The following is a 20,104-nucleotide window of genomic DNA, read 5'->3' on the forward strand; positions in this document are numbered from 1 at the left end:
GGCGACATCCAGCGCGCCTTCACGGCGGCCAACCCGGACAGCGGTGCGATCTCGGGAGGCGGCCCGCTGTTCGACAGCCTGTATGTGCTGCAGAACTTCCTCGACGACGACACCTTCACCGACATGGAGGCCGAGCACGGCATCGTCGGCCACGACTCGGTCGACGCGTCGCACTACCCCCTCACCTGGGTGGCCTCCCCTGGACGACGCCTGTGGGTGAAGCTGGAGTACCGGCCCGACGTGGTGGACCGCGAATACGCCAAGCGGCTGCTCGACCGGCTGCAGCAGGTGCTCCTGCACATCGGCGGTGCCACCGGTGACGACACCACGCTGGCGACCGTCCCGCTCGTGCTGCCCGCCGAGCGCACGGCGGAGGCCGACCGGCGGTCCTCGACCCGACACGACCTGCCCGAGGCGACGGTGATGGATCTGCTTGCCGAGCGCAGCGACGGGTCCGCGGCGTTGACCGCGTTGGTGTGCGGCGCCGAGCGGATCGACTACACCGAGTTGCAGGCCAGGCTCAACCGGCTGGCGTGGGTCTTGCGGGACCGCGGCATCGGACCCGAAAGTACTGTCGCGCTGGCAATCCCACGGTCCATCGACGCCGTGGTGGCGCTGTTCGCCGTGCTGCGCGCCGGGGCCGCCTATCTCCCTCTCGAGTTGGACTATCCCGACGACCGGCTTGCCGTCATGCTCGACGACGCCTCGCCCGTATGCGTTCTCGCGACGACGGCGACCGCGGCGCGTATCGCGGCCGTTGTCCATGAAACCCCTCTGATCGTGCTCGACGATGACGAAGCGACGTCGGCGGTTGACGCGGCACGGTCCGATTGGGACGGCTACTCACCGGGTCCCGACGAACCGGCATACGTGATCTATACCTCGGGTTCGACGGGTAAGCCCAAGGGTGTGGTCACCCCGCACCGGGGTCTGACCAACATGCATCTCAATCACCGTGAGGCGATCTTCGGCCCTGCGATCGCCAAGGCGGGCGGTCGGCGGCTGAAGATCGCGCACACGGTGTCGTTCTCCTTCGACATGTCCTGGGAAGAGCTGCTTTGGCTGATCGAAGGCCACGAGGTGCACATCTGCGACGAGGTGTTGCGCAGGGACGCAACCGCTCTGGTCAACTACTGTCACGAACACGAGATCGACGTGATCAACGTGACCCCGACGTACGCGGCGCTCCTGTTCGAGCAGGGGTTGCTCGACGCAGGCCATCATCCACCGGTGCTGGTGCTGCTCGGCGGCGAGGCGGTGTCGGCAGCGGTATGGGACCGCCTTCGCGACGGAGACGGCTGGTACGGCTACAACCTTTACGGCCCGACCGAGTACACCATCAACACGCTCGGCGGCGGCACCGACGACAGCGCCACACCGACTGTCGGGCAACCGATCTGGAATACCCAGGCGCACATCCTCGATGGCTGGTTGCGCCCGGTTCCCGACGGCATCGCAGGCGAGTTATACATTGCGGGAGCGGGTTTGGCGCGCGGATACCTCCGCCAGCCTGCGCGCAGCGCGTCCCGGTTCGTCGCCAATCCCAACGAGGCGGGCCGGATGTACCGAACGGGCGACCTCGTCATCCGGCGCGCTGACGGCAACATCGAATTCCTCGGCCGCACCGACGACCAGGTGAAGATCCGCGGCTACCGTGTCGAGCTCGGCGATGTGGAGGCCGCGGTTGCCGCACATCCCGGCGTCTCGCAGGCCGCCGTGATCGCCAGGCCCGACGATAGGACATCGGGATCGCATCGGCTGGTGGGTTACGTGGTGCCCGCGGCGGGGCAGCCGGCGGATCTGGTCGGCGAGCTGCGCAGCCATCTCAGGGGCGTGCTGCCGTCCTACATGGTACCGACCGCCATCGCGGTGCTTGACGCGCTGCCGCTGACCGACAACGGGAAGTTGAATGTCCGTGCGCTGCCCGACGTGACCCCCGATCGTGGACAGCAGGCGAGCAGGCCACCGCAGTCGCAGGCCGAGGAGACGTTGTGTGAGCTGTTCGCCGAAGTGCTCGGCCTGGACGAGGTGGGTGTCGACGACGACTTCTTCGACCTCGGCGGTCATTCGCTGCTCACCATCAAACTGATCAACCGGGTGCGCCATGCGTTGGGGCTCGAACTGACGCTCGGCGATATCTTCAACGAACGCACCGCAGCCGCGCTCGCACTGCGAGTCGACACCGGGTCGACGGAGGTGTCGCCGACGCGCCCCCAGCTGACCGCGCACGCCAGGCCCGACCGCATCCCCGCAGCGCCCGCACAGCAGCGGCTGCTGGCGCTCGAGCGGCTCGGCGAGACCGGAACGGCCTACAACTATCCACTGGTGTTCCGGGTTCGCGGCTCCCTTGACACCGACGCGCTTCGTGCCGCGCTGACCGACGTCGTGGCCCGGCACGAATCGCTGCGCACCGTGTTCGACGAGCACGACGGCGGTTACTACCAGCAGATCCTGCCCGCCGGAACGTGTCCCCCGGCGCAGGTGGTCGACTGCGACGAGGCGCGCCTCGCCGACGAGATCGCCGACGCCGTCGGCTATCGCTTCGACCTGGGCTCGCAGATTCCGTTGCGCGTCACCGTGTTCCGGGCAGGCCCCGACGATCACACCGTAGTGTTGTTGCTGCATCACATCGCGACAGACGAATGGTCCGACTCGCCGTTTCTCGCCGATCTCAATGCGGCCTACCGGTCGCGGGCTTCGGCCGCGGATCAGGTGCTCGATCCACTGCCGGTGCAGTACGCCGACTACACACTGTGGCAGCGCGAACTGCTCGAAGGCATCGGCGAGCACCAGCTCGAGTTCTGGCGGGCCGCGCTGGCCGAAGCCCCCGACGAGATGACGCTGCCCGTCGACCGTGCCAGGCCGACCCGGCCCACCGGCACGGGCGGCACGCTGCACATCGAGCTTCCTGCGGCTACCTCCGCGGCACTGCGCGCCCTTGCCGCCGACCGCCAGGTGAGCATGCTGATGGCCCTGCATGCGGCCGTCGCGGTGCTGTTGCACCGGTTGGGCGCAGGGGACGACATCGTGGTCGGCACCCCGGTGGCTGGCCGGGACGAAGCCGCGCTCGACGAGGTGGTCGGCTTCTTCGTCAACACCGTCGTGCTGCGCGCCGACGTGTCGGGCAACCCGTCGTTCGACGAGTTGCTGTCCCGGGTGCGCAGCGCCGACCTGGCCGCGTTCGCCAATCAGGAGTTGCCGTTCGAGCGCCTCGTCGAGGAGGTGAACCCGCCGCGCGTCGCGGGCCGCAATCCGCTTTTCAACGTGTTCATCGGATATCACCTGCGCGGTGACGACGACGCGATGTTCGACCTGCCAACCGAGTGGTGCGAACCGCCCGTCACCGCAGCCATGTTCGATCTCGGCTTCACCCTGATCGACGACCGGGCGGCACGCGCGTCGATCATGGCGGAGTTCAGCGGCGACCTGTTCGACGAGTCGACGGTACGAACACTGACCAGTCGGCTCATCACGGTGCTCGACCGGGTGGCCGCCGACCCGGCGACGAGGGCAGGCGCGGTGGACCTGCTCGGCGACGATGAGCGGGAGTCGCTGCTCGTATCGCGCAACGACACCCGGCACGATGTCGAGTCGAAGTCGCTTGCGGAGTTGTTCTCCGATCAGGCGCGGCGTACACCTGGCGCGCCTGCCGTGGTGTACGACGACGTCGAAATGAGCTACGCGGAACTCGAACACGCCTCGGAGCGGTTGGCGGCGAAGCTCATCGAAGACGGTGTGCGTCCCGGTGCCGTCGTCGGGGTGGCGCTGCCCCGGTCGATCGAACTCGTCGTCGCTCTACTCGCGGTGACCAAGTCCGGTGCGGCGTTTCTGCCCCTTGACCCGGAGTACCCACCGGACCGGTTGGCCTACATGATCGATGACGCCCGACCTGTCACCGTGATCGACGATGCAGCGGCGGCACGGGCTGAAGGCGACCCATCGCGCGCCGCGTCGCTGCCCGACGCCGAAACCGCCGGATGGGCGTATGTGTTGTACACCTCGGGATCGACGGGAAAGCCGAAGGGGGTCGCCGTACCCCACGCGGGCATCGTCAACCGGATCGCCTGGTTGCAGGAGGCCTACCCGTTGACGGCCACCGACCGGATGCTGGTCAAGACGCCAATCAGCTTCGACACCTCGGTGTGGGAGGTGTTCTGGCCTCTGAGTGCAGGTGCGACCCTGGTGATGGCCCGTCCTGGTGGACACCGAGAACCCGACTATCTTGCTGAAACCATCGTGTCGCAACGTGTTACGGCGGTCGACTTCGTGCCGTCGATGCTCGAACTGTTCCTCGACGAGCCGCGGTCTACTCAGTGCACGTCGCTCACCCGGGTGACCGTCGGCGGCGAGGCGCTGTCCACCGAGCTTGCCAACCGGTTCGCCGCGACGCTGTCCGTGCCGCTGCACAACCTGTACGGGCCGACGGAGGCGTCGGTGGACGTGCTGGGTTGGACGGCCGACGGCGGGCCGGTCGCTCTCGGCGCGCCCGGCTGGAACGTCGCGGCCTACGTGCTCGACACGTACCTCGAACCGGTCCCGGACGGCGCGCCCGGCGAGCTGTATCTGGCCGGTGTTCAGCTGGCCGACGGTTATCTGCAGCGGCACGGGCTGACCGCGCAACGGTTCGTCGCCAACCCGTTCGGCGACGGGGATCGGATGTATCGCACCGGGGACGTCGTGCGTTGGCGCCGAGACGGCCAACTCGAGTATCTGGGCCGCAGCGACGACCAGATCAAGCTGCGTGGGGTGCGGATCGAGCCAGGTGAGATCGAGACGGTGCTTTCGGCGCATCCGTCGGTGTCGTCGGCCCGCGTCGTCGTCCGCGCCGACCGTCTGATCGCCTACTACCTGCCCGCAGGCGACACGGAAGGATCGACGATCGATTCGCTGCGTGCGCACGTCAAGGCGGCCCTGCCGATCCACATGATCCCGTCGGCCTATGTCGAGCTGGCGGCCTTCCCGCTCACCCCCAGCGGGAAGCTCGACCGAAAGGCCCTGCCCGCGCCGGAGATCGGAGCCGAAACCGGCAGACCGCCGAGCACCGCGCTGCAACGCCGACTCTGTGCGATTTTCGCAGACGTCCTCGGCGCGGACGTCAACACCATCGACGCCGACTTCTTCGCGCTCGGCGGACACTCGCTGCTCGGCATTCGATTGGTCAACGCGGTGCGCGCCGCGCTGAGCGTGGAGATGTCCATCCGCGACGTCTTCGACTCCCCCACCGTCGCGCTGCTCGACGCGCGTCTGGCCTCCGAACCGACACTTGGGTCGGTTTCGCGACCCGAGTTGGGCGCGATGCCGAGACCGCAGCGCATTCCGGCCTCACCGGCGCAGGAGCGGCTGCTGATTCTCGACCGAATCGGTGAAACCGGCACCGCATACAACTACTCGTTAGTGTTCCGGGTCCGCGGGCCGCTCGATATCGACGCACTTCGCGGCGCAGTCACCGACGTCGTCGCCCGGCACGAGTCTCTGCGCACGACCTTCGAAGAACACGACTCCCGGTACATCCAGCTCATTGCGCCTGCGGGCACCGAAGCTCCGCTGCACGTGCTCGAATGTGCCGAGGCGGCCCTGCCTGCGCTGATCGGCGAGGCCGTGCAGCACCGGTTCGAGCTGGGGTCGGAGATCCCGCTGCGAGTCAACATTTTTCGCACGGGGCCCGACGACCACACGGTGGTGCTGCTGCTGCACCACATCGCGACCGACGAGTGGTCGGACGCACCGTTCATCGCAGACCTCAACAGCGCCTACCGATCCCGCCTGTCGGGTAGCGGTGCCGCGCTGCCCGACCTGCCGGTGCAGTACGCGGACTACACACTTTGGCAGCGGGACCTGTTGGCCGACGTCGGCGAGCAGCAGTTGGAGTTCTGGCGTTCGGCGCTGGCCGATGCACCCGACGAGATGGCGCTGCCCGCCGACCGCGCCCGGCCGTTGCGGCCCACCGGCGCGGGCGGGGTGTTGCACGTCGAGGTGCCGCAGGAAACCGTTGCGGCATTGCGCGCACTGGCCGGTGACAGGCAGACGAGCATGCTGATGCTGTTGCACGCCGCCGTCGCAGTGCTGTTGCACCGGTTGGGCGCAGGCGATGACATCGTGGTGGGCACTCCCGTCGCGGGCCGCGGCGAGGCCGCACTCAACGAGGTGATCGGGTTCTTCGTGAACACCGTGGTGCTGCGCACCGACCTGTCGGGCAACCCGAGCATCGACGACCTGCTGACCCGTGTCCGCACGGCCGATCTCGCGGCCTTCGCTCATCAGGAGTTGCCGTTCGAGCGGATCGTCGAGGATCTGAACCCGCCGCGTGTTGCGGGCCGCAACCCACTCTTCAACGTTTTCATCGGGTATCACCTAAGCGACGGTGAGGACGCCGAGATGTTCGGGCTGGATACCGTTTGGGACCTGGCGCCGGTGTCGACCGCAATGTTCGATATCGGTTTCACCTTGATCGATGAACAGCGCGCCACCGTGCTGGCCGAGTTCAGCAGCGACCTCTTCGACGAACAGACCGTGCACGGCATCACCCGGCGTCTCGTCGCAGTGCTCGGCGAGATCGCGGCCGACGTAGGCAACCGGATCGGTGACATCGGGCTGCTGCAGCCAGGCGAGCGCGACGCGCTGGTCCGCGAAGCCAACGACACCGCGCACGACGTCGACCCGATCGGTCTGGCCGCGTTGGTATCTCGACAAGCCGAGCTGACACCGGATGCGAGCGCGGTCGTCTTCGGTGACTCCCAGCTGAGCTACGCCGACCTCGACGACTGGTCGGACCGGTTGGCGGCCGGGTTGGTCGGCGACGGTGCCGGGCCCGGGTCGATCGTCGGAGTGTCGTTGCCACGCTCCGTCGAGCTCGTCGTCGCACTGGTGTCGGTGGCCAAGTCCGGTGCGGCGTTCCTGCCGTTGGACTCCGATTACCCGCGAGATCGGCTGGCGTACATGACCGACGACGCCATGCCCGCGGCGGTGCTGGACGACGCGAGCGCCGTACGGGCCGCCCGCCATACCGAGTCCGCCCGAGCATTGCCGGACGTCGATCCGACCGGATGGGCCTACGTGCTCTATACGTCCGGATCGACCGGGCGGCCCAAGGGAGTTGCGGTGCCGCACGCGGGAATCGTCAACCGCATCGGATGGCTACAGCACACCTACCCGCTCTCCGCCGTGGACCGCATGCTGGTGAAGACGCCGATCAGCTTTGACACCTCGGTGTGGGAGGTGTTCTGGCCGTTGAGCGCGGGGGCGACGCTGATCGTGGCGCAGCCCGGCGGCCACCGCGACCCTCGCTACCTCGCGGAAACCATTGCCTCGCATGAAGTCACGGCCGTCGACTTCGTGCCCTCGATGCTGGAACTCTTCCTTGACGAGCCGATGTCGGCGCAATGCACATCGCTACGACGCGTCACCGTCGGCGGTGAGGCGCTGTCCAACGAATTGGCAAAGCGGTTCACCGCGACACTCGGCGTTCCGCTGCACAACCTCTACGGCCCCACCGAGGCGTCGGTCGACGTGCTCGGCTGGACCGCCGACGGTGGACCGGTCGCGCTGGGCGAACCGGGCTGGAATGTGCGGGCGTACGTACTCGACGCGTACCTGCAGCCGGTGCCGGTAGGTGCGCCAGGTGAGCTGTATCTCGCGGGCGTGCAGCTGGCGGACGGCTATTTGCACCGCTCATCGCTGACAGCAACGAGTTTCGTGGCCGATCCGTTCGATGCCGGTGCGCGCATGTACCGCACCGGCGACGTGGTGCGCAGGCGCGGCGACGGCCAACTCGAATACCTCGGGCGCACCGATGAGCAGATCAAGCTGCGCGGCGTCCGCATCGAACCGGGCGAGGTCGAGGCGGTGCTCGGCAGCCATTCCGCGGTGGCATCGGTGCGCGTCGTCGTGCGCGCAGGCCGCCTTGTGGCCTACTACGTGCCGTCCGGACCGGTGAGTCCGTCCACCGTCGACGCGCTGCGGGCCCATGCGGCGGCGGCCCTGCCCGTCCACATGGTCCCGTCTGCGTTCGTCGAGGTGCCCGACTTTCCCCTCACGCCCAGCGGGAAACTGGACCGCAGAGCCCTGCCCGACCCGGCGGTCGATGCAGATGCCGGACGGCGTCCGAGGACCGCCGACGAACGTCGCCTCTGCGAGCTGTTCACCGATGTGCTCGGCACCGAGGTGAACGGTATCGACGCCGACTTCTTCACCCTCGGCGGACATTCGCTGCTGCTGGTCCGGTTGGCTGCAGCGATCCGACGAACGTTCGATGTCGACTTGTCGGTCGCCGAACTGATGGTGGCGCCGACGGTCGCCCATGTCGCCGGCCGGCTCAGAGGCGACACCGGCCCGTCGGCGGACAGCTTCGCGCCATTGCTGCCGTTGCGGGCGTCGGGCGGCGCCGCGCCGTTGTTCTGCATACATCCGGCCAGCGGACTGAGTTGGCAGTATGTCGGGCTGAAGAGATATCTGCCGAAGGATATCCCGCTCTACGGGTTGCAGTCCCCGCTGTTCTCCGGCGGTTCGCTACCCGCCACCATCGGCGAGTTGGCTTCCGGCTACGCCGACACCGTGGCTCAAGTGGCGCCCAGCGGCCCGGTCCGGCTTCTGGGTTGGTCGTTCGGCGGTGCGGTGGCGTTTCTCGTCGCCGCGGAACTGACCGGTCGCGGGCGCGACGTCAGCTGGGTGGGGATGCTCGACTCGTATCCCGAGGTGGTCGACAGCAGCAGCTTCGAGCCCGAGTTCGTGCTACCCCGCTTGCTGCGCGAGATGGGGTTCGACGTGGAACCCGACACCGCGATGACGGTCGACGACGCGGTCGCGCTGATGCACACGTCGGACGACGCCATCGCCGTGCTCGACGACACCGCGATCGCGACCGCCATCGAAAGCTATGTCGCCGCAGAGCGATTCAGTATCGGCGCGAAGTACGGCCGCTATGACGGCGACGTGTTCTTCGTCGATGCCATGCTGGAGATGGACTCGCTGGGAATCGCGTCGCAGGCATGGCGGGACCATGTCGCAGGCGAGCTCGAGGTAATCGCGATGGACTGCCGCCACTCCGACCTGTTGGACGCGGCTGTTCTCGAACGGTTGGGTCCGCTGATCGCAGCCGCGCTACAGGACTGAAACCAACCGCCGCGTCAGGCGTTGGCCAGATCGGCGACCGGACGGTTGTTGAGCGCGTTCGCCAGCTGCGGCGTCAGCACGTCCAGTGCGTACAGCAGTGCATCGGGCCCGCTGTAGGTCAGCGCACCGCTCAGGTTCGATTCGAACGTCGTGTAGAGGGTGCGGTCGTCGCGAACCACACCGAGCCGGGAGAACGCGGGCGAGTCGAGCATCTGCTGCTTCGTCGCACCGTTGACGAACAGCACATCGCGATCGAGCAGGTTCAGCTTCTCTTCGCTGACGTCGCCGTCGATGTCTTGGGTCTCGAATCCCAATGCGGTGAAAAGCGAACGACGCGGGTCATTCTCGGGCAGCAGGTAGTGGCCGCCGGCCTCTGGCCCGAAGTCGACCACAAGCGTCTTACCCTCGAATTCCGGGTTGGCCTTGCGTGCCTCGTCGATGCGACCCGCGACCTTGGCGACCAGCTCCTTGGCCTCTGCTTCCTTACCGAGCGCCTTGCCCGTGGTGAGTAGCTGGACGTCCCATGGTGTCTCCTCGTCGGCGTAGTCGGCCGACTGGATCACCGTTGGTGCGATCTGCGAGAGCCGATCGTAGGTCTGCTTGTCGATCGTCTCGTAGATCGCGAAGATCACGTCGGGCTTCTGCGCCGCGATGGCCTCGAAGTCGATTTCGTCTGCGCCCCAGGTGGTTACGCCCTTGCCGTCGGTCGCCGTCTTGACCCACGGATAGTTGTTGTACTCCTCGAAGAACTCCCTGGTGCTCACCGGGACCACCCCGAACGGAAGCACGAAATCCTGGTCGGTCCACCCGACCGTGACCACCCGGCTTGGGTTGGCGGGCACCAACGTCTCACCGAACTTGTGGCTGATCGTCACCGCCTCGGCCTGCGGCGACTCGGTCTTGCTCGACCCACAGGCGGTCATCAGGCCTGCGGCGAGGACGAACGAGGCAATGATCGCGGTGGCCCCACGCCACCCCCGGTAGTGCAGCTTCACGCGCGTATCCCTTCGCTTGGCACCTTTGCGCAACAGGTTAGCTTAGGCTTGCTTAACCAGGGGTCCCACCCCTGTTCCGTCCAAAGACGGAGGGGTTGCGAACCCTTCAAGATAGGTTAGCCTTCGCTTAGAAATCGTTGAGTCGGCACGTCAGAGGGCCGCGGACGTCAATCGCGGCCAGGGGGACGAGGATGCAACGCACACTGCTCGGAGGCAAGATTCATCGAGCCACGGTGACCCAGGCCGACCTGCACTACGTCGGATCGTTGACCATCGACGCCGAGTTGATGGCTGCGGCGGGGATCATCGAGGGCGAACAAGTCCACGTCGTCGACATCACCAACGGCGCGCGGCTGGTCACCTACGCCATCACCGGTGCGCCGGGCTCGGGGGTCATCGGCGTCAACGGCGCCGCCGCCCACCTGATTTCGCCGGGCGATCTCGTCATCGTGATGTCCTTCCTGCAGATCGACGACTCCGACAGCGCCGCACACCAGGCCAAGGTCGTCCATGTCGACGCCGCCAACCGGATCGTCGCCCTCGGCGCCGACCCTGCCCAGCCCGTACCCGGTGCCGTCGATCAGATGGCGGGTGCGTGATGACCGCCGACACAGCCTCCGGGGTGGACGGCCATCAGATGCTCGATTTCGTCGGGATCGGATTCGGCCCTTCCAATCTCGCGCTCGCGATCGCGGTCATGGAGCACAACGCCGAACCCGGCGTCACGCGACCGGTGACCGCCGAGTTCGTCGAGTGCAAACCCGAGTTCGGCTGGCATACCGGGATGCTGATCCCGGGCGCCACCATGCAGATCTCGTTCCTCAAAGACCTTGTCACTCAGCGAAACCCGCAGAGCGAATTCACCTTTCTGCAGTATCTCACCGAGCGGGGCCGGCTCACCGAGTTCATCAACTTCAAGACTTTCTTCCCGACCCGACTGGAATTCCACGACTACCTGGTGTGGGCGGCCGACAAGGTCACCGTTCCGGTGCGATACGGAACCCGGGCCGTCTCGGTGCGGGACGTCGACGGAGCCTTCGAGATCGAGCTGACGGGCGAGCACGCGGGCGTGCTTCGCGGGCGCAACGTGGTGATCGCCGGTGGCCTGACACCACATCTGCCGCCCGACGTCAGCCCGTCGGCCCGCCAGGTACACAATCACGGATTCCTGCACGACCTGGAACGTCTCCCCAGCCGGGAACACAACCGTTTCGTCGTCGTCGGCGCCGGACAGAGCGCAGCAGAGGTGGCGGCCTATCTGCACGACATGTCGGAGGCCACCGAGGTGCACGGTGTCTTCGCCAAGTACGGCTACAGCCCGGCCGACGACAGCCCGTTCGCCAACCGGGTGTTCGACCCCGATGCCGTCGATGACTTCTACTCCGCCGCGCCGGGGGTGCGCCGCCAACTCATCGACTATCACCGCAGCACCAACTACTCGGCTGTCGATCTTCCGTTGATCGAAGACCTCTACGCTCGCGAGTACGCCGAGCGGGTGGCGGGCAGGCGTCGGCTTTTCCTCCGCGGCGCATCGAGCATCCTCAAGGCCGACGAGAGCGACGGCGGAGTGCGTGTCCACATCCTGCACCATCCGACCGGCGACATCGACGAATTGGATTGCGACGCGGTCATCTACGCGACTGGTTTTCTACCCGCTCCGTTGACCGACATCCTGGGCGAGCTTCACGGTGACCTGGTGCTGGAGGCCGGTATGCCGGTGGTGTCGCGGGACTACCGGTTGACCACATCCAGGGACATCGCCGGTGGGCTCTACATCCAGGGCAACACCGAGCACAGCCACGGGTTGACGTCGTCGTTGCTTTCCAACATCGCGGTGCGCAGCGCGGAGATCCTGCAGTCGATCGACGCTCGCCGCCTAGACTGCGTAGCGGGGCCGGCGGTCGGGACGCAATCTCTCTCCTAGGAGCCAGGATGACTCACACGGTGCGACGACTGACAGGCACGGCGCTGGCGGCTGCTGCGCTGGCCACGGTGCCGATGGCTGCAGGCATGATCATCTCGCCCGCTGTCAGCTCGGCATGCCTGCCCGGCGAGACAGCGGGCCCCACCGCGTGCGCGCCATTCTGTCTGCCCGGCAAGGCGCTCGATGTGCAGACCGGCCTGTGTGTTCCGGTATCGGATCCGGCGCCGAACGGCGTCAATCCCCCGGTCGACGCCTACTAGACGGGTCTGCCCGGGTCTCTTTCATCCGCGACTTCTGCCGTAGGGTCGTTGATTCTGTTCCGATCGCGACCCTCATGCAGATCTCGGCGGCGCGAAGGCCACTGACGTACGCGCCGTCGGCATAGCCGTAGCGAGCGCTCTGGGTGTGCTCGCCGGCCAGCAGCAGGCGCCTGTGCATTGGCTCACCGAGCAGGTCGAGCATCGACGGCTCAGCGCCGGGTGGGCAATGCGAATAGGCGCCGCGGGTGAACGGGTCGTCGGCCCACGCCGTCACCACGCTCGCGACAGGATCGGGCACGGCACGGCCGAAAACATCTGCCAGCACACCCATCAACCAGTCGACGGCCTGCGCGGGCGGGCGGGCGAGCGCGTACGGCGTCAGGGTGTGGAAGAGGTGCGCGCACAACACCGGCCCAGCACCGAACCCGTCGAGATCGAACACCCACATCGCAGGCTCGTCCTCGTCGGGCGGAAACACCACCAGATGCGACAACCCGTCGTCGCGCCAGAACGCCGACTCGAAGCACAGCGCGATCTTCTCGTAGCGGCCGAACCCGAGTGCATCGACGGCACGCTGCGTCAACGTCGGCAGCGGCGGATCGAACCGAATGCTGCCACGCTTGAGCACACCGAGGGGCACCGTGACGATCGCGTGCGAGCCCGCCTCGACCGAGCCGTCCGCGCCGATGGCTCGGATGCCGTCGGCCGCAACGTCCACCGATACCACCTCGGTGTTCAGCCGGACATCGGCATCGGTGGCAAGCACGTCGATCACCGAGCGATATCCGTTGCGGGGCAGGTCGCCGAATACCGGCCCGTCGAACTCTTCGCCGAACGACATCCAGCGCAACGAGTCGTTGTCTGCTCGGTCCGCGGCATCCGCTTCGACCTCCGCGCGCAGCTCCTGGCGTACCCGCCGCGCGATCGCCCCGGTGAGGCCGCGGTCGGCGACGAACGCCTCGATCGCGTCGAGGCCGGTCGCGTCCGGACCCAGCCGATCGCTCAGCGCGTCGACAACGTTCCAGAAGGCGTCCGATTCCACCTGCGTGTACTTCTCTACCTCCCCGTGGTCGAGGCGCCGGCGCTCGAGTCGGTCGTACGCCGATAGCGACATGGTTGCGTCGCCCGGATCGCGCGCGATGCCGCGCTCGTCGCAAAACGCCGACAACGGATTGCCGATGGGATGGTGAATCCACGAGCCACCAAGGTCGACCGGCGTGCCCGCCAGGTCGATGGTGTGCAGCCGACCGCCGATGCGGTCGCGCGCCTCGAGCACCACGCACGAGACGCCTGCCCGCTGCAGCCGGGACGCGGCAGCCAGTCCCGCGATGCCGGCACCGACGACGACGACCCGCTCGACGGGGTCGATGATTCCGCTCACCGCGCCATAGTGCTTTACGCCACCGGTGTCGGCACCCAGTTCCCGTGGAATCCCGCAGGAACCCGGTGCGGCAGCTTGATGCTCGCCACGTCGTCAAGGGTCTGCGCATCGAGGATGGCGAGCTCGCTTCGATCGCCGGCACGGTCATAGACGTAGCCCATGAGGACCCCGTCGTCCTCCGCCGCATCAGGAGACGACGGATGAAAGACGAACTCGCCGAGCGCTTTCTGCTTCCCAAAGGAGCGCGCCTGGGTGTTGCCGCCGACCAGGTCGTGCTTGAGAAGGACGTCGCTTCCGCTGGCGCCCTCGGCGACCGTCGGCGCGTAGCCGTACCGGTGCCGCTTGCCGACCAGACGTTCGTCGACGCGGGGGAACTCCTGGCCGCGGTCGTCGATGCGCGATTCCCGCACCTTGCCGTCGGCGAGATCGACCGTCCACCGGTCGAGAGTCGGCGGACCTTCGGCGGGCCCGAGGTGCTCGGTGTCGAACATCTTCGGATGCCGCACCACGTCCAGAACGACGGTGTCGCCGTCGTCGTAGGCGTTCATCGGGTGGAAGACGTAGCAGGGCTCGACGTCGAACCAGCGGACGTCGGAGTTGTCGCCGCCGCGGGGCATCACTCCCACCCGGGCGGGATAGCGCGGGTTCCACGAATACGGAAAGCGCCGGTCGGCGCCGCTGGCGCTTGGCTGACGGGCTGAGATGGGATCAGGAATGCGGACGCGGCCGATCAAGGCCGACAACAACATTCGCGCGGGCAACCGCAAACCGCGCGGCACCGTCATGGTGGCTGCCTGGGCCGCGTCGAAGGTGACGGGCAGGTCGTAGAACACCACGTGCTTTTCCGTCAGCGACATGTCGTGCATCATCGGGCTGCCCGCCACGTCGATGTCGACGGTGCGTCGCGCCTTGCCGTCGGTGCCGATCACCGAGTACTGCACGGTGTTGCCGCGGTACATGCTGTACGAAACGGCGTGCAGCTCACCGGTTTCCGGGTCACGCTTGGGATGCGCGGTGTACCCGCCGGTTAACGTGCCGTCGAAGTCGCAGACGCCGACGGTGTCGAGTTCGTCGGTCAGCTCCATGTTCGTGACACCCGACTCGATCAACGCGAGGGTCCGGCCGGCATGGCCGATGACGTTGGTGTTGGCGCCGATTCCGGAGAGGCGGAATTCACCTGCGGGTGGGGTCTCGCCCAGTGCTCTTGCGGTCTGCGGGCCACGCACCCATCTGTTCCGGTACCACTCGGCCTTGCCGTCCCGGATGCGGATGCCGTGCACCATGCCGTCGCCGACGAACCAGTGGTACAGCTCGGGATCGATCTCGCCGACCGGGTTGGGCCCATTGCGTAGATAGCGCCCATCCAGATACTGCGGGATCGTCCCGGCCACATCCAGGTCGGTCAGTGTGTATTCACGGTCCACCGGCGCGAATTCGGCCTCGAGATAGCGGTTCGTCACGCGACACCCCCTTATAACGGTGTTATCGATGCTCTTGTATAACACCGTTATGGCACCATGGCAACCGTGAACGGTGTTCGGGATCAACTGGTCGATGCGGGTATACGGGTGCTCGAGCGCGACGGCATGCCCGCTCTCAGCGCGCGAAAACTGGCCGCGGAGACCGGCACCTCGACGATGGCCGTCTACACCCACTTCGGCGGCATGACCGGGCTGATCGACGCCATCGCGAGCGAGGCGTTCACCCGCTTCACCCACGCGCTGACCGACATTGACCAGACCGACGACCCGGTGGCCGACTACATGGTGATGGGGGTGCACTATCGCGAGTTCGCACTCGCCAACCCGAAGCGCTATCAGCTGATGTTCGGCACGTCGGCGGAGTCTCTGGACCGCCACCACGCCGACCTGACCGTCACCGGCAACGCCAGCGACCGGGCCGAGTTCGCGGTGTCCTTCGAGGCGCTGCTGAGCGTGGTGCGGCGGATGACTGCGGCGGGCCGGATTCGCGACGACGGGGAATCGGCGATCGCCGGGCGGCTGTGGAGCATCATCCACGGCGCGGTGCTGCTCGAGATCGCCGGCTTCTTCGGACACGTTGGGCGCGCAGTCACCGAGATACTGGCGCCGATCACCATCGACGTTCTGGTCGGTATGGGTGACGAGCGCGAGCGAGCAAACCAATCGCTGGCTACAGCGGTCGCCCGCGTCGGCGATCGGATCTAGCCTCCCGCCTTACATAGAACTATTCCGCATTACCCGCCAAGTCGCTGCGAACGTGCCAAGGTTTACAGCAAAGATCGCATCCTTTTGGAGGCCCCGTGTCCAACACATTCGCATGGCGCGCCGTAGCTGCGCTGTCCGCGCCCGTTGTCGTCGGATCTGTCCTGTTCGCCACCCCGGCGACGGCGTTTGACCGTACCGATAGCGACGGCGACGGCACCGCGGACGTCTTCGAGAACCTGATCGGCACCAACCCCAATGACCCGAACTCGTACGCGATCGACGTTGACAAGGACGGCTACCCCGACTTCTACGAGTTGGACAAAGGCAGCAACCCAGACGATCCCAACTCCCGCCCGCCTGACCCTGTGGTGGACACACCGGCGGCAGGCACTGGCACTGGCGGCCAACGGCCGGATACCGACGGCGACGGTCTCTTCGACGATGACGAAAAGAACGTCTACCGCACGAATCCCCAGGTGGCGGACACCGACGGCGACGGCGGGTCCGACGGTGCCGAGGTGTACGAAAGCACAAATCCCCTTGTTGCCGACAACCAGACGCGCGAAGACGGCGATGGTGACGGCTTGTTCGATGTCGACGAGGTGCAGCTGTACGGCACCGACCCGGCGAATTCCGACACCGACTCCGACGGAGTCGGTGACGGAGCAGAAAGGGAGAACGGCACCAGCCCGACCAACCCTGACGAGTCCTGAGGCCGAGGCCCTCGTCAGGTAAGCCCGGTCCGAAGTAGGTCCCACGCCAGGCGCCGGGCCTCGGCGGCCTTCTCGTACATCACCCGCTGCACGGACGGGATCGGATTCGGCTCTGTCGCGCGCCCGTCGACGATGTCGTCACACACGTCCTGAGCGACCCGAATCCCCAGCAGGACAGCCTCGTTGACACCCTCGAGTGCCTGATCGAGGCGAGCGTCGTCAACGATTTGGTGGGCATTGGCGAGCTCGACCGAGAAGTCGTTCACGACGTGGCCGATCTGCTCGAAGATCGGCAGCATCGCCTGCTCCCGCTCACCGCGATCCTTGCTTCCCAGGATGCCCGCGCCCCGGTTCCACAGCGTCGCCAGCATCTGGGTATGCAGGCCGACCGCCCGCGACACCTCGATCACCGCTTGCTTTTGAAGCTGATTGCGCAATTGTGTGCGTTCGACCTCGGCCTGCCTGTGGTGGGCATCCATCGCGGCGCGATGCGATTTCAGCTGGCTCTCCAGTTCGACCTTGTGCAGCTTCTGCGTGAGTGCCAACTCGCGCGCGGAGCGCTCTTCGGCCGCGGCCCGCTCGACCGTCGAGCGCCGCTCGGCGGCCGCCAGCTCGATGCGCAACCGGTCCTCCGCCTGAGCCGCTCGCTGGTTCGCCTGCCGCTGGACGTTGACGGTCTGCCACATGATGACCAGCACCGCGCAGAACACGGCGGCGCCGAAGAACCAGTCCGCCTTCGAGCCGGCATCGCCGGGGCCGAGCAGAATGAACCACGCGATGGCCAGTCCGCCCGCGGCACCGCAGGACAGCCAGCCGACTCCGCGCCAGCCGTCGATCGCAGCGAACCAGCCGCCGTCCGTCCGGGCCAGCGCGGTCCCGGGCGTCGGCTCGCTCGCGTCCCGCACCTCGCCGCGTTCTGACTGGTCGCTGGCCGTGGATTCGACAAGTCCTGTCATCACCGATCTCCCGTTCCGCCCGAGCCTCCCCGCGTTCCGGGTAGAGACTCGGGGTACAGACTAGGGAACCCCGCGCGCCGTCATCACACCGTCCGGCCGACCCGGCCTCACGGCCGTTCGGCCGCGCTTGTCTTGCAGGTAACGCCCCGCGCCAGGGACTCGCGGTGACGAAGCGCGGCACGCCCGCTAGTGTCAACCCGTGCTCAAGTCGAGCGGGGCGACGGGGAGGCACACGTCGTCGGCTGCTCACCGCTAACGGAACTGACCTTTGAGAGATTCGAGTTGCCCATGGGACAAGCCGCGCCACAAGATGATTCGTCGATCATCGTCAGTCTGTCCGAGGCGGCGATGCACATGTACAGCGCCGCGATCGACGCCCTGCCGTTCGCCGAGGACAAGAAGTTCCATAAGCGGGCCGATGTCGTGCTCGAGGGAATGCGGAAACTGCGCTCGGCCCTGGGTGACGCAGCAAGCAGTAGCAGGCCCTCACCTGCCGTGATCGTCGAGCTCAGCAACGTACGGCGCCGGTATGACTCCCTCATGGAGCATGCCGCCGCCGCCCCCGGATCGAGTCTGGGCCAGCAGCTGTACGTCACACGGGTGCACGCCAAGCTGTCGGCGGAGGAGGTGGCCAACGGGGCCGGACTGCCCACCCATCTGCCCGATGAGCTCGAGGCAGGTGGCACGCCCAACGATGACGAGGCCGCAAAGATCCGGGACACCATCGCCGCGCTTGGCGGAGTGCCCGGCACCGAACACCTGCAGCATCACGAATCCGAGCCCGAGCATCATGAGGCCGAGGAGCACCACGACCACGACGGGTCACATGTCAACGGTCACGAAGAGCATTTCGCGGAAGAGAACGCCGGCTAGTTTCCGGCTGAAAATTCTCCGAGAAAAAGTGTCCGGCGCCGCGGCGCCCGCGTCTCCTACCTATGAGTGCGACCCAGCCGGGTTCGCCGTGGGAGAGGAGCACACATGACCGACACCCTTGCCTATTCCCGACTGACCTGATCGAATAACCGCACTACCCGTGTCATGGGAAGCGCAGTCATGACGGCAGTACCCCACTGGGACATCGTGGGCCCAGCCGAAACCGACGCGGACCTCGCCCGCGCCGCGGCTGCCGGTGACCGTGTGGCGTTCGCAGGCATATACGACCGGTACGCCGACCGACTCCACGACTTCTGCGTCGGGATGCTGCGCGATCGCGACGACGCCGCCGACTGCGTCCAGGACGCGTTCTGCACTGCCGCTTCACGGCTGGGCCAGCTGCGCGACGCCGACAAGCTTCGACCGTGGCTGTATGCCATCGCCCGCAATGAGGCGCTGCGCCGCCTGCGGGACCGCCGCCGCGAAACCCTCTCCGACGAACTGCCTGAAACCGTGTCTGACGAGCCTGGCCCGGAAACCCTGGCCGCACGCACCGAACTCGCCGACCTGATCTCCGACGCGGCGGGCGGGCTGTCCGACCGCGACCGGTCGATCCTGGAATTGACCTACCGGCACGGCCTTGACGGGCCCGACCTCGCCGAAGCGCTGTGCGTCAGCCCGGCCAACGCCACCAAGATGGTGCAGCGCCTGCGCGACACCGTCGAGCGTTCGCTCGGCGCGCTGCTGGTGGCCCGGCGCATCCGAAATACCGGCGCGGGATGCCCCGAGCTGACCGCGATTCTGGACGGCTGGGACGGCCACTTCACCGTGTTGATGCGCAAGCGCATCGCCCGCCACATCGAATCCTGCGCAATCTGCCACAACGACCGGCAGCGGCTGGTGAGCCCCGTGGCGCTGCTCGGCGCAACGCCTGCGTTCATCCCTGCGCCCGCGGCCCTGCGCGAACGGACCCTCGACGGGATTCGACTCGCGCCGTCGACAGGTCCGATCGAGGCAGAAGTGGCTGAGCCCGTCGCCGATAGCCCCGCAGCCGGGCCGACTGCGCCGATCCCCGTCGGGCCTGTCGGGCCCGTCGAGCCCGTCGCGCGGCAGCCCGGCAAGCGGACCCGCCGTGGGCTGCTGGCCATCGGGTTGCTCGCGGCGGTCGTCGCCGCTTCGCTCGGGCTGGCGATCACCTGGCAGCAGCACAAGAACGTCAACATCGCCCCTGCCGATATCAAGGAAACCGCGTCCCAGGCGGTCAACACGACGCCGAGCGAAACTGCGAGCCAGACGCCGAGCAGCCCGATACCGTCGCCGCCGACGGCGACGACGTCGCTGTCGGTGCCCCCTGTCGCGGAGCTGCCGTCGGCGACCGCGACATCAGAGGCTCCGCCGCCGCGGGAGGTCGCCCCGGAACCGCCGGCGTTCCAAGAGCCGACACCGGCCCAGCCGCCCGAACCGGGCGTGCCCGACCCTCGCACGCCAGCGGATCTGCCGAACGACGCCATCGCGCCGCGTGACCAACGCGCGCAGCCGCCTGCCCGAATCGCGGGTGTTCCGCCGTCGCCCGCTGCGGAGCAACCAAACCGGCGCGCAATCAATCCGCCGCCTTCGAAGCCGACGCAGCGCAGGGTGATCCGTTCGGTCCCCGGGTTGAATTCGGAACCCGACCCACCGCGCTGACGGCACACGGGCATGCTGGGTC

The 20,104-nt window shown here is 67.2% G+C and carries 12 protein-coding genes (1 of these 12 only partly in view); 8 read left to right on the plus strand and 4 right to left on the minus strand.

The window, feature by feature from the left end; translation table 11 throughout:
- On the plus strand, nt 1-9,108 hold the 3' end of the coding sequence (locus D6M19_RS09680; protein WP_123025056.1) for a non-ribosomal peptide synthase/polyketide synthase. It extends 16,596 nt beyond the left edge of the window; 9,108 of the gene's 25,704 nt are visible here — the last part of the coding sequence; its start codon lies beyond the left edge, outside the window; its stop codon occupies nt 9,106-9,108.
- Between the two features lie 14 nt (nt 9,109-9,122).
- Here D6M19_RS09680 and D6M19_RS09685 read toward each other — a convergent pair whose 3' ends face one another.
- Nucleotides 9,123-10,031, minus strand: coding sequence for an ABC transporter substrate-binding protein (locus tag D6M19_RS09685; RefSeq protein ID WP_123025057.1), 909 nt, complete (start codon nt 10,029-10,031; stop codon nt 9,123-9,125).
- A gap of 263 nt (nt 10,032-10,294) precedes the next feature.
- Between D6M19_RS09685 and panD the strand changes: the two genes are divergently transcribed.
- Genes panD through D6M19_RS09700 form a run of 3 tightly spaced genes read left to right on the plus strand, consistent with a single transcriptional unit; the run spans nt 10,295 to nt 12,287 of the window.
- Nucleotides 10,295-10,702 (plus strand): aspartate 1-decarboxylase, encoded by a 408-nt coding sequence (gene panD / locus D6M19_RS09690; RefSeq protein ID WP_123024972.1) that lies wholly within the window; start codon nt 10,295-10,297, stop codon nt 10,700-10,702.
- Nucleotides 10,702-12,027 (plus strand): lysine N(6)-hydroxylase/L-ornithine N(5)-oxygenase family protein, encoded by a 1,326-nt coding sequence (locus tag D6M19_RS09695; protein WP_123024973.1) that lies wholly within the window; start codon nt 10,702-10,704, stop codon nt 12,025-12,027. Before panD ends, D6M19_RS09695 begins: the two co-directional genes overlap by 1 nt.
- Before the next feature lie 8 nt (nt 12,028-12,035).
- Nucleotides 12,036-12,287 (plus strand): hypothetical protein, encoded by a 252-nt coding sequence (locus D6M19_RS09700; protein WP_123024974.1) that lies wholly within the window; start codon nt 12,036-12,038, stop codon nt 12,285-12,287.
- Here D6M19_RS09700 and D6M19_RS09705 read toward each other — a convergent pair.
- Together D6M19_RS09705 and D6M19_RS09710 are read right to left on the minus strand one after the other, a co-directional pair.
- The gene (locus D6M19_RS09705) at nt 12,262-13,668 is read right to left on the minus strand and encodes a flavin monoamine oxidase family protein (protein ID WP_164478411.1); all 1,407 of its coding nucleotides are present in this window, start codon (nt 13,666-13,668) and stop codon (nt 12,262-12,264) included. The genes D6M19_RS09700 and D6M19_RS09705 overlap by 26 nt on opposite strands.
- A 14-nt stretch (nt 13,669-13,682) precedes the next feature.
- Complete coding sequence (locus tag D6M19_RS09710; RefSeq protein ID WP_123024976.1) at nt 13,683-15,128, minus strand: carotenoid oxygenase family protein; 1,446 nt, start codon at nt 15,126-15,128, stop codon at nt 13,683-13,685.
- Between the two features lie 57 nt (nt 15,129-15,185).
- Here D6M19_RS09710 and D6M19_RS09715 point away from each other — a divergent pair, with 57 nt between their 5' ends.
- Together D6M19_RS09715 and D6M19_RS09720 are read left to right on the plus strand one after the other, a co-directional pair.
- A complete protein-coding gene (locus tag D6M19_RS09715; protein ID WP_123024977.1) occupies nt 15,186-15,854 on the plus strand; it encodes a TetR/AcrR family transcriptional regulator in 669 nt (222 codons plus the stop codon).
- Between the two features lie 95 nt (nt 15,855-15,949).
- Nucleotides 15,950-16,567, plus strand: coding sequence for a hypothetical protein (locus tag D6M19_RS09720; protein WP_123024978.1), 618 nt, complete (start codon nt 15,950-15,952; stop codon nt 16,565-16,567).
- Between the two features lie 14 nt (nt 16,568-16,581).
- Here D6M19_RS09720 and D6M19_RS09725 read toward each other — a convergent pair whose 3' ends face one another.
- Nucleotides 16,582-17,523, minus strand: a complete 942-nt coding sequence (locus tag D6M19_RS09725) for a hypothetical protein (RefSeq protein WP_234834790.1) — start codon at nt 17,521-17,523, stop codon at nt 16,582-16,584.
- Nucleotides 17,524-17,811: 288 nt separating this feature from the next.
- Here D6M19_RS09725 and D6M19_RS09730 point away from each other — a divergent pair, with 288 nt between their 5' ends.
- Both D6M19_RS09730 and D6M19_RS34550 read left to right on the plus strand, forming a co-directional pair.
- A complete protein-coding gene (locus D6M19_RS09730; RefSeq protein WP_123024979.1) occupies nt 17,812-18,396 on the plus strand; it encodes an XRE family transcriptional regulator in 585 nt (194 codons plus the stop codon).
- Between the two features lie 180 nt (nt 18,397-18,576).
- On the plus strand, nt 18,577-20,082 hold the full coding sequence (locus D6M19_RS34550) for an RNA polymerase sigma factor (RefSeq protein ID WP_206428490.1): 1,506 nt from the start codon (nt 18,577-18,579) through the stop codon (nt 20,080-20,082).
- The last annotated feature ends 22 nt before the right edge of the window (nt 20,083-20,104 follow it).

It is taken from the genome of Mycolicibacterium stellerae (assembly GCF_003719305.1).
GTDB lineage: Bacteria > Actinomycetota > Actinomycetes > Mycobacteriales > Mycobacteriaceae > Mycobacterium > Mycobacterium stellerae.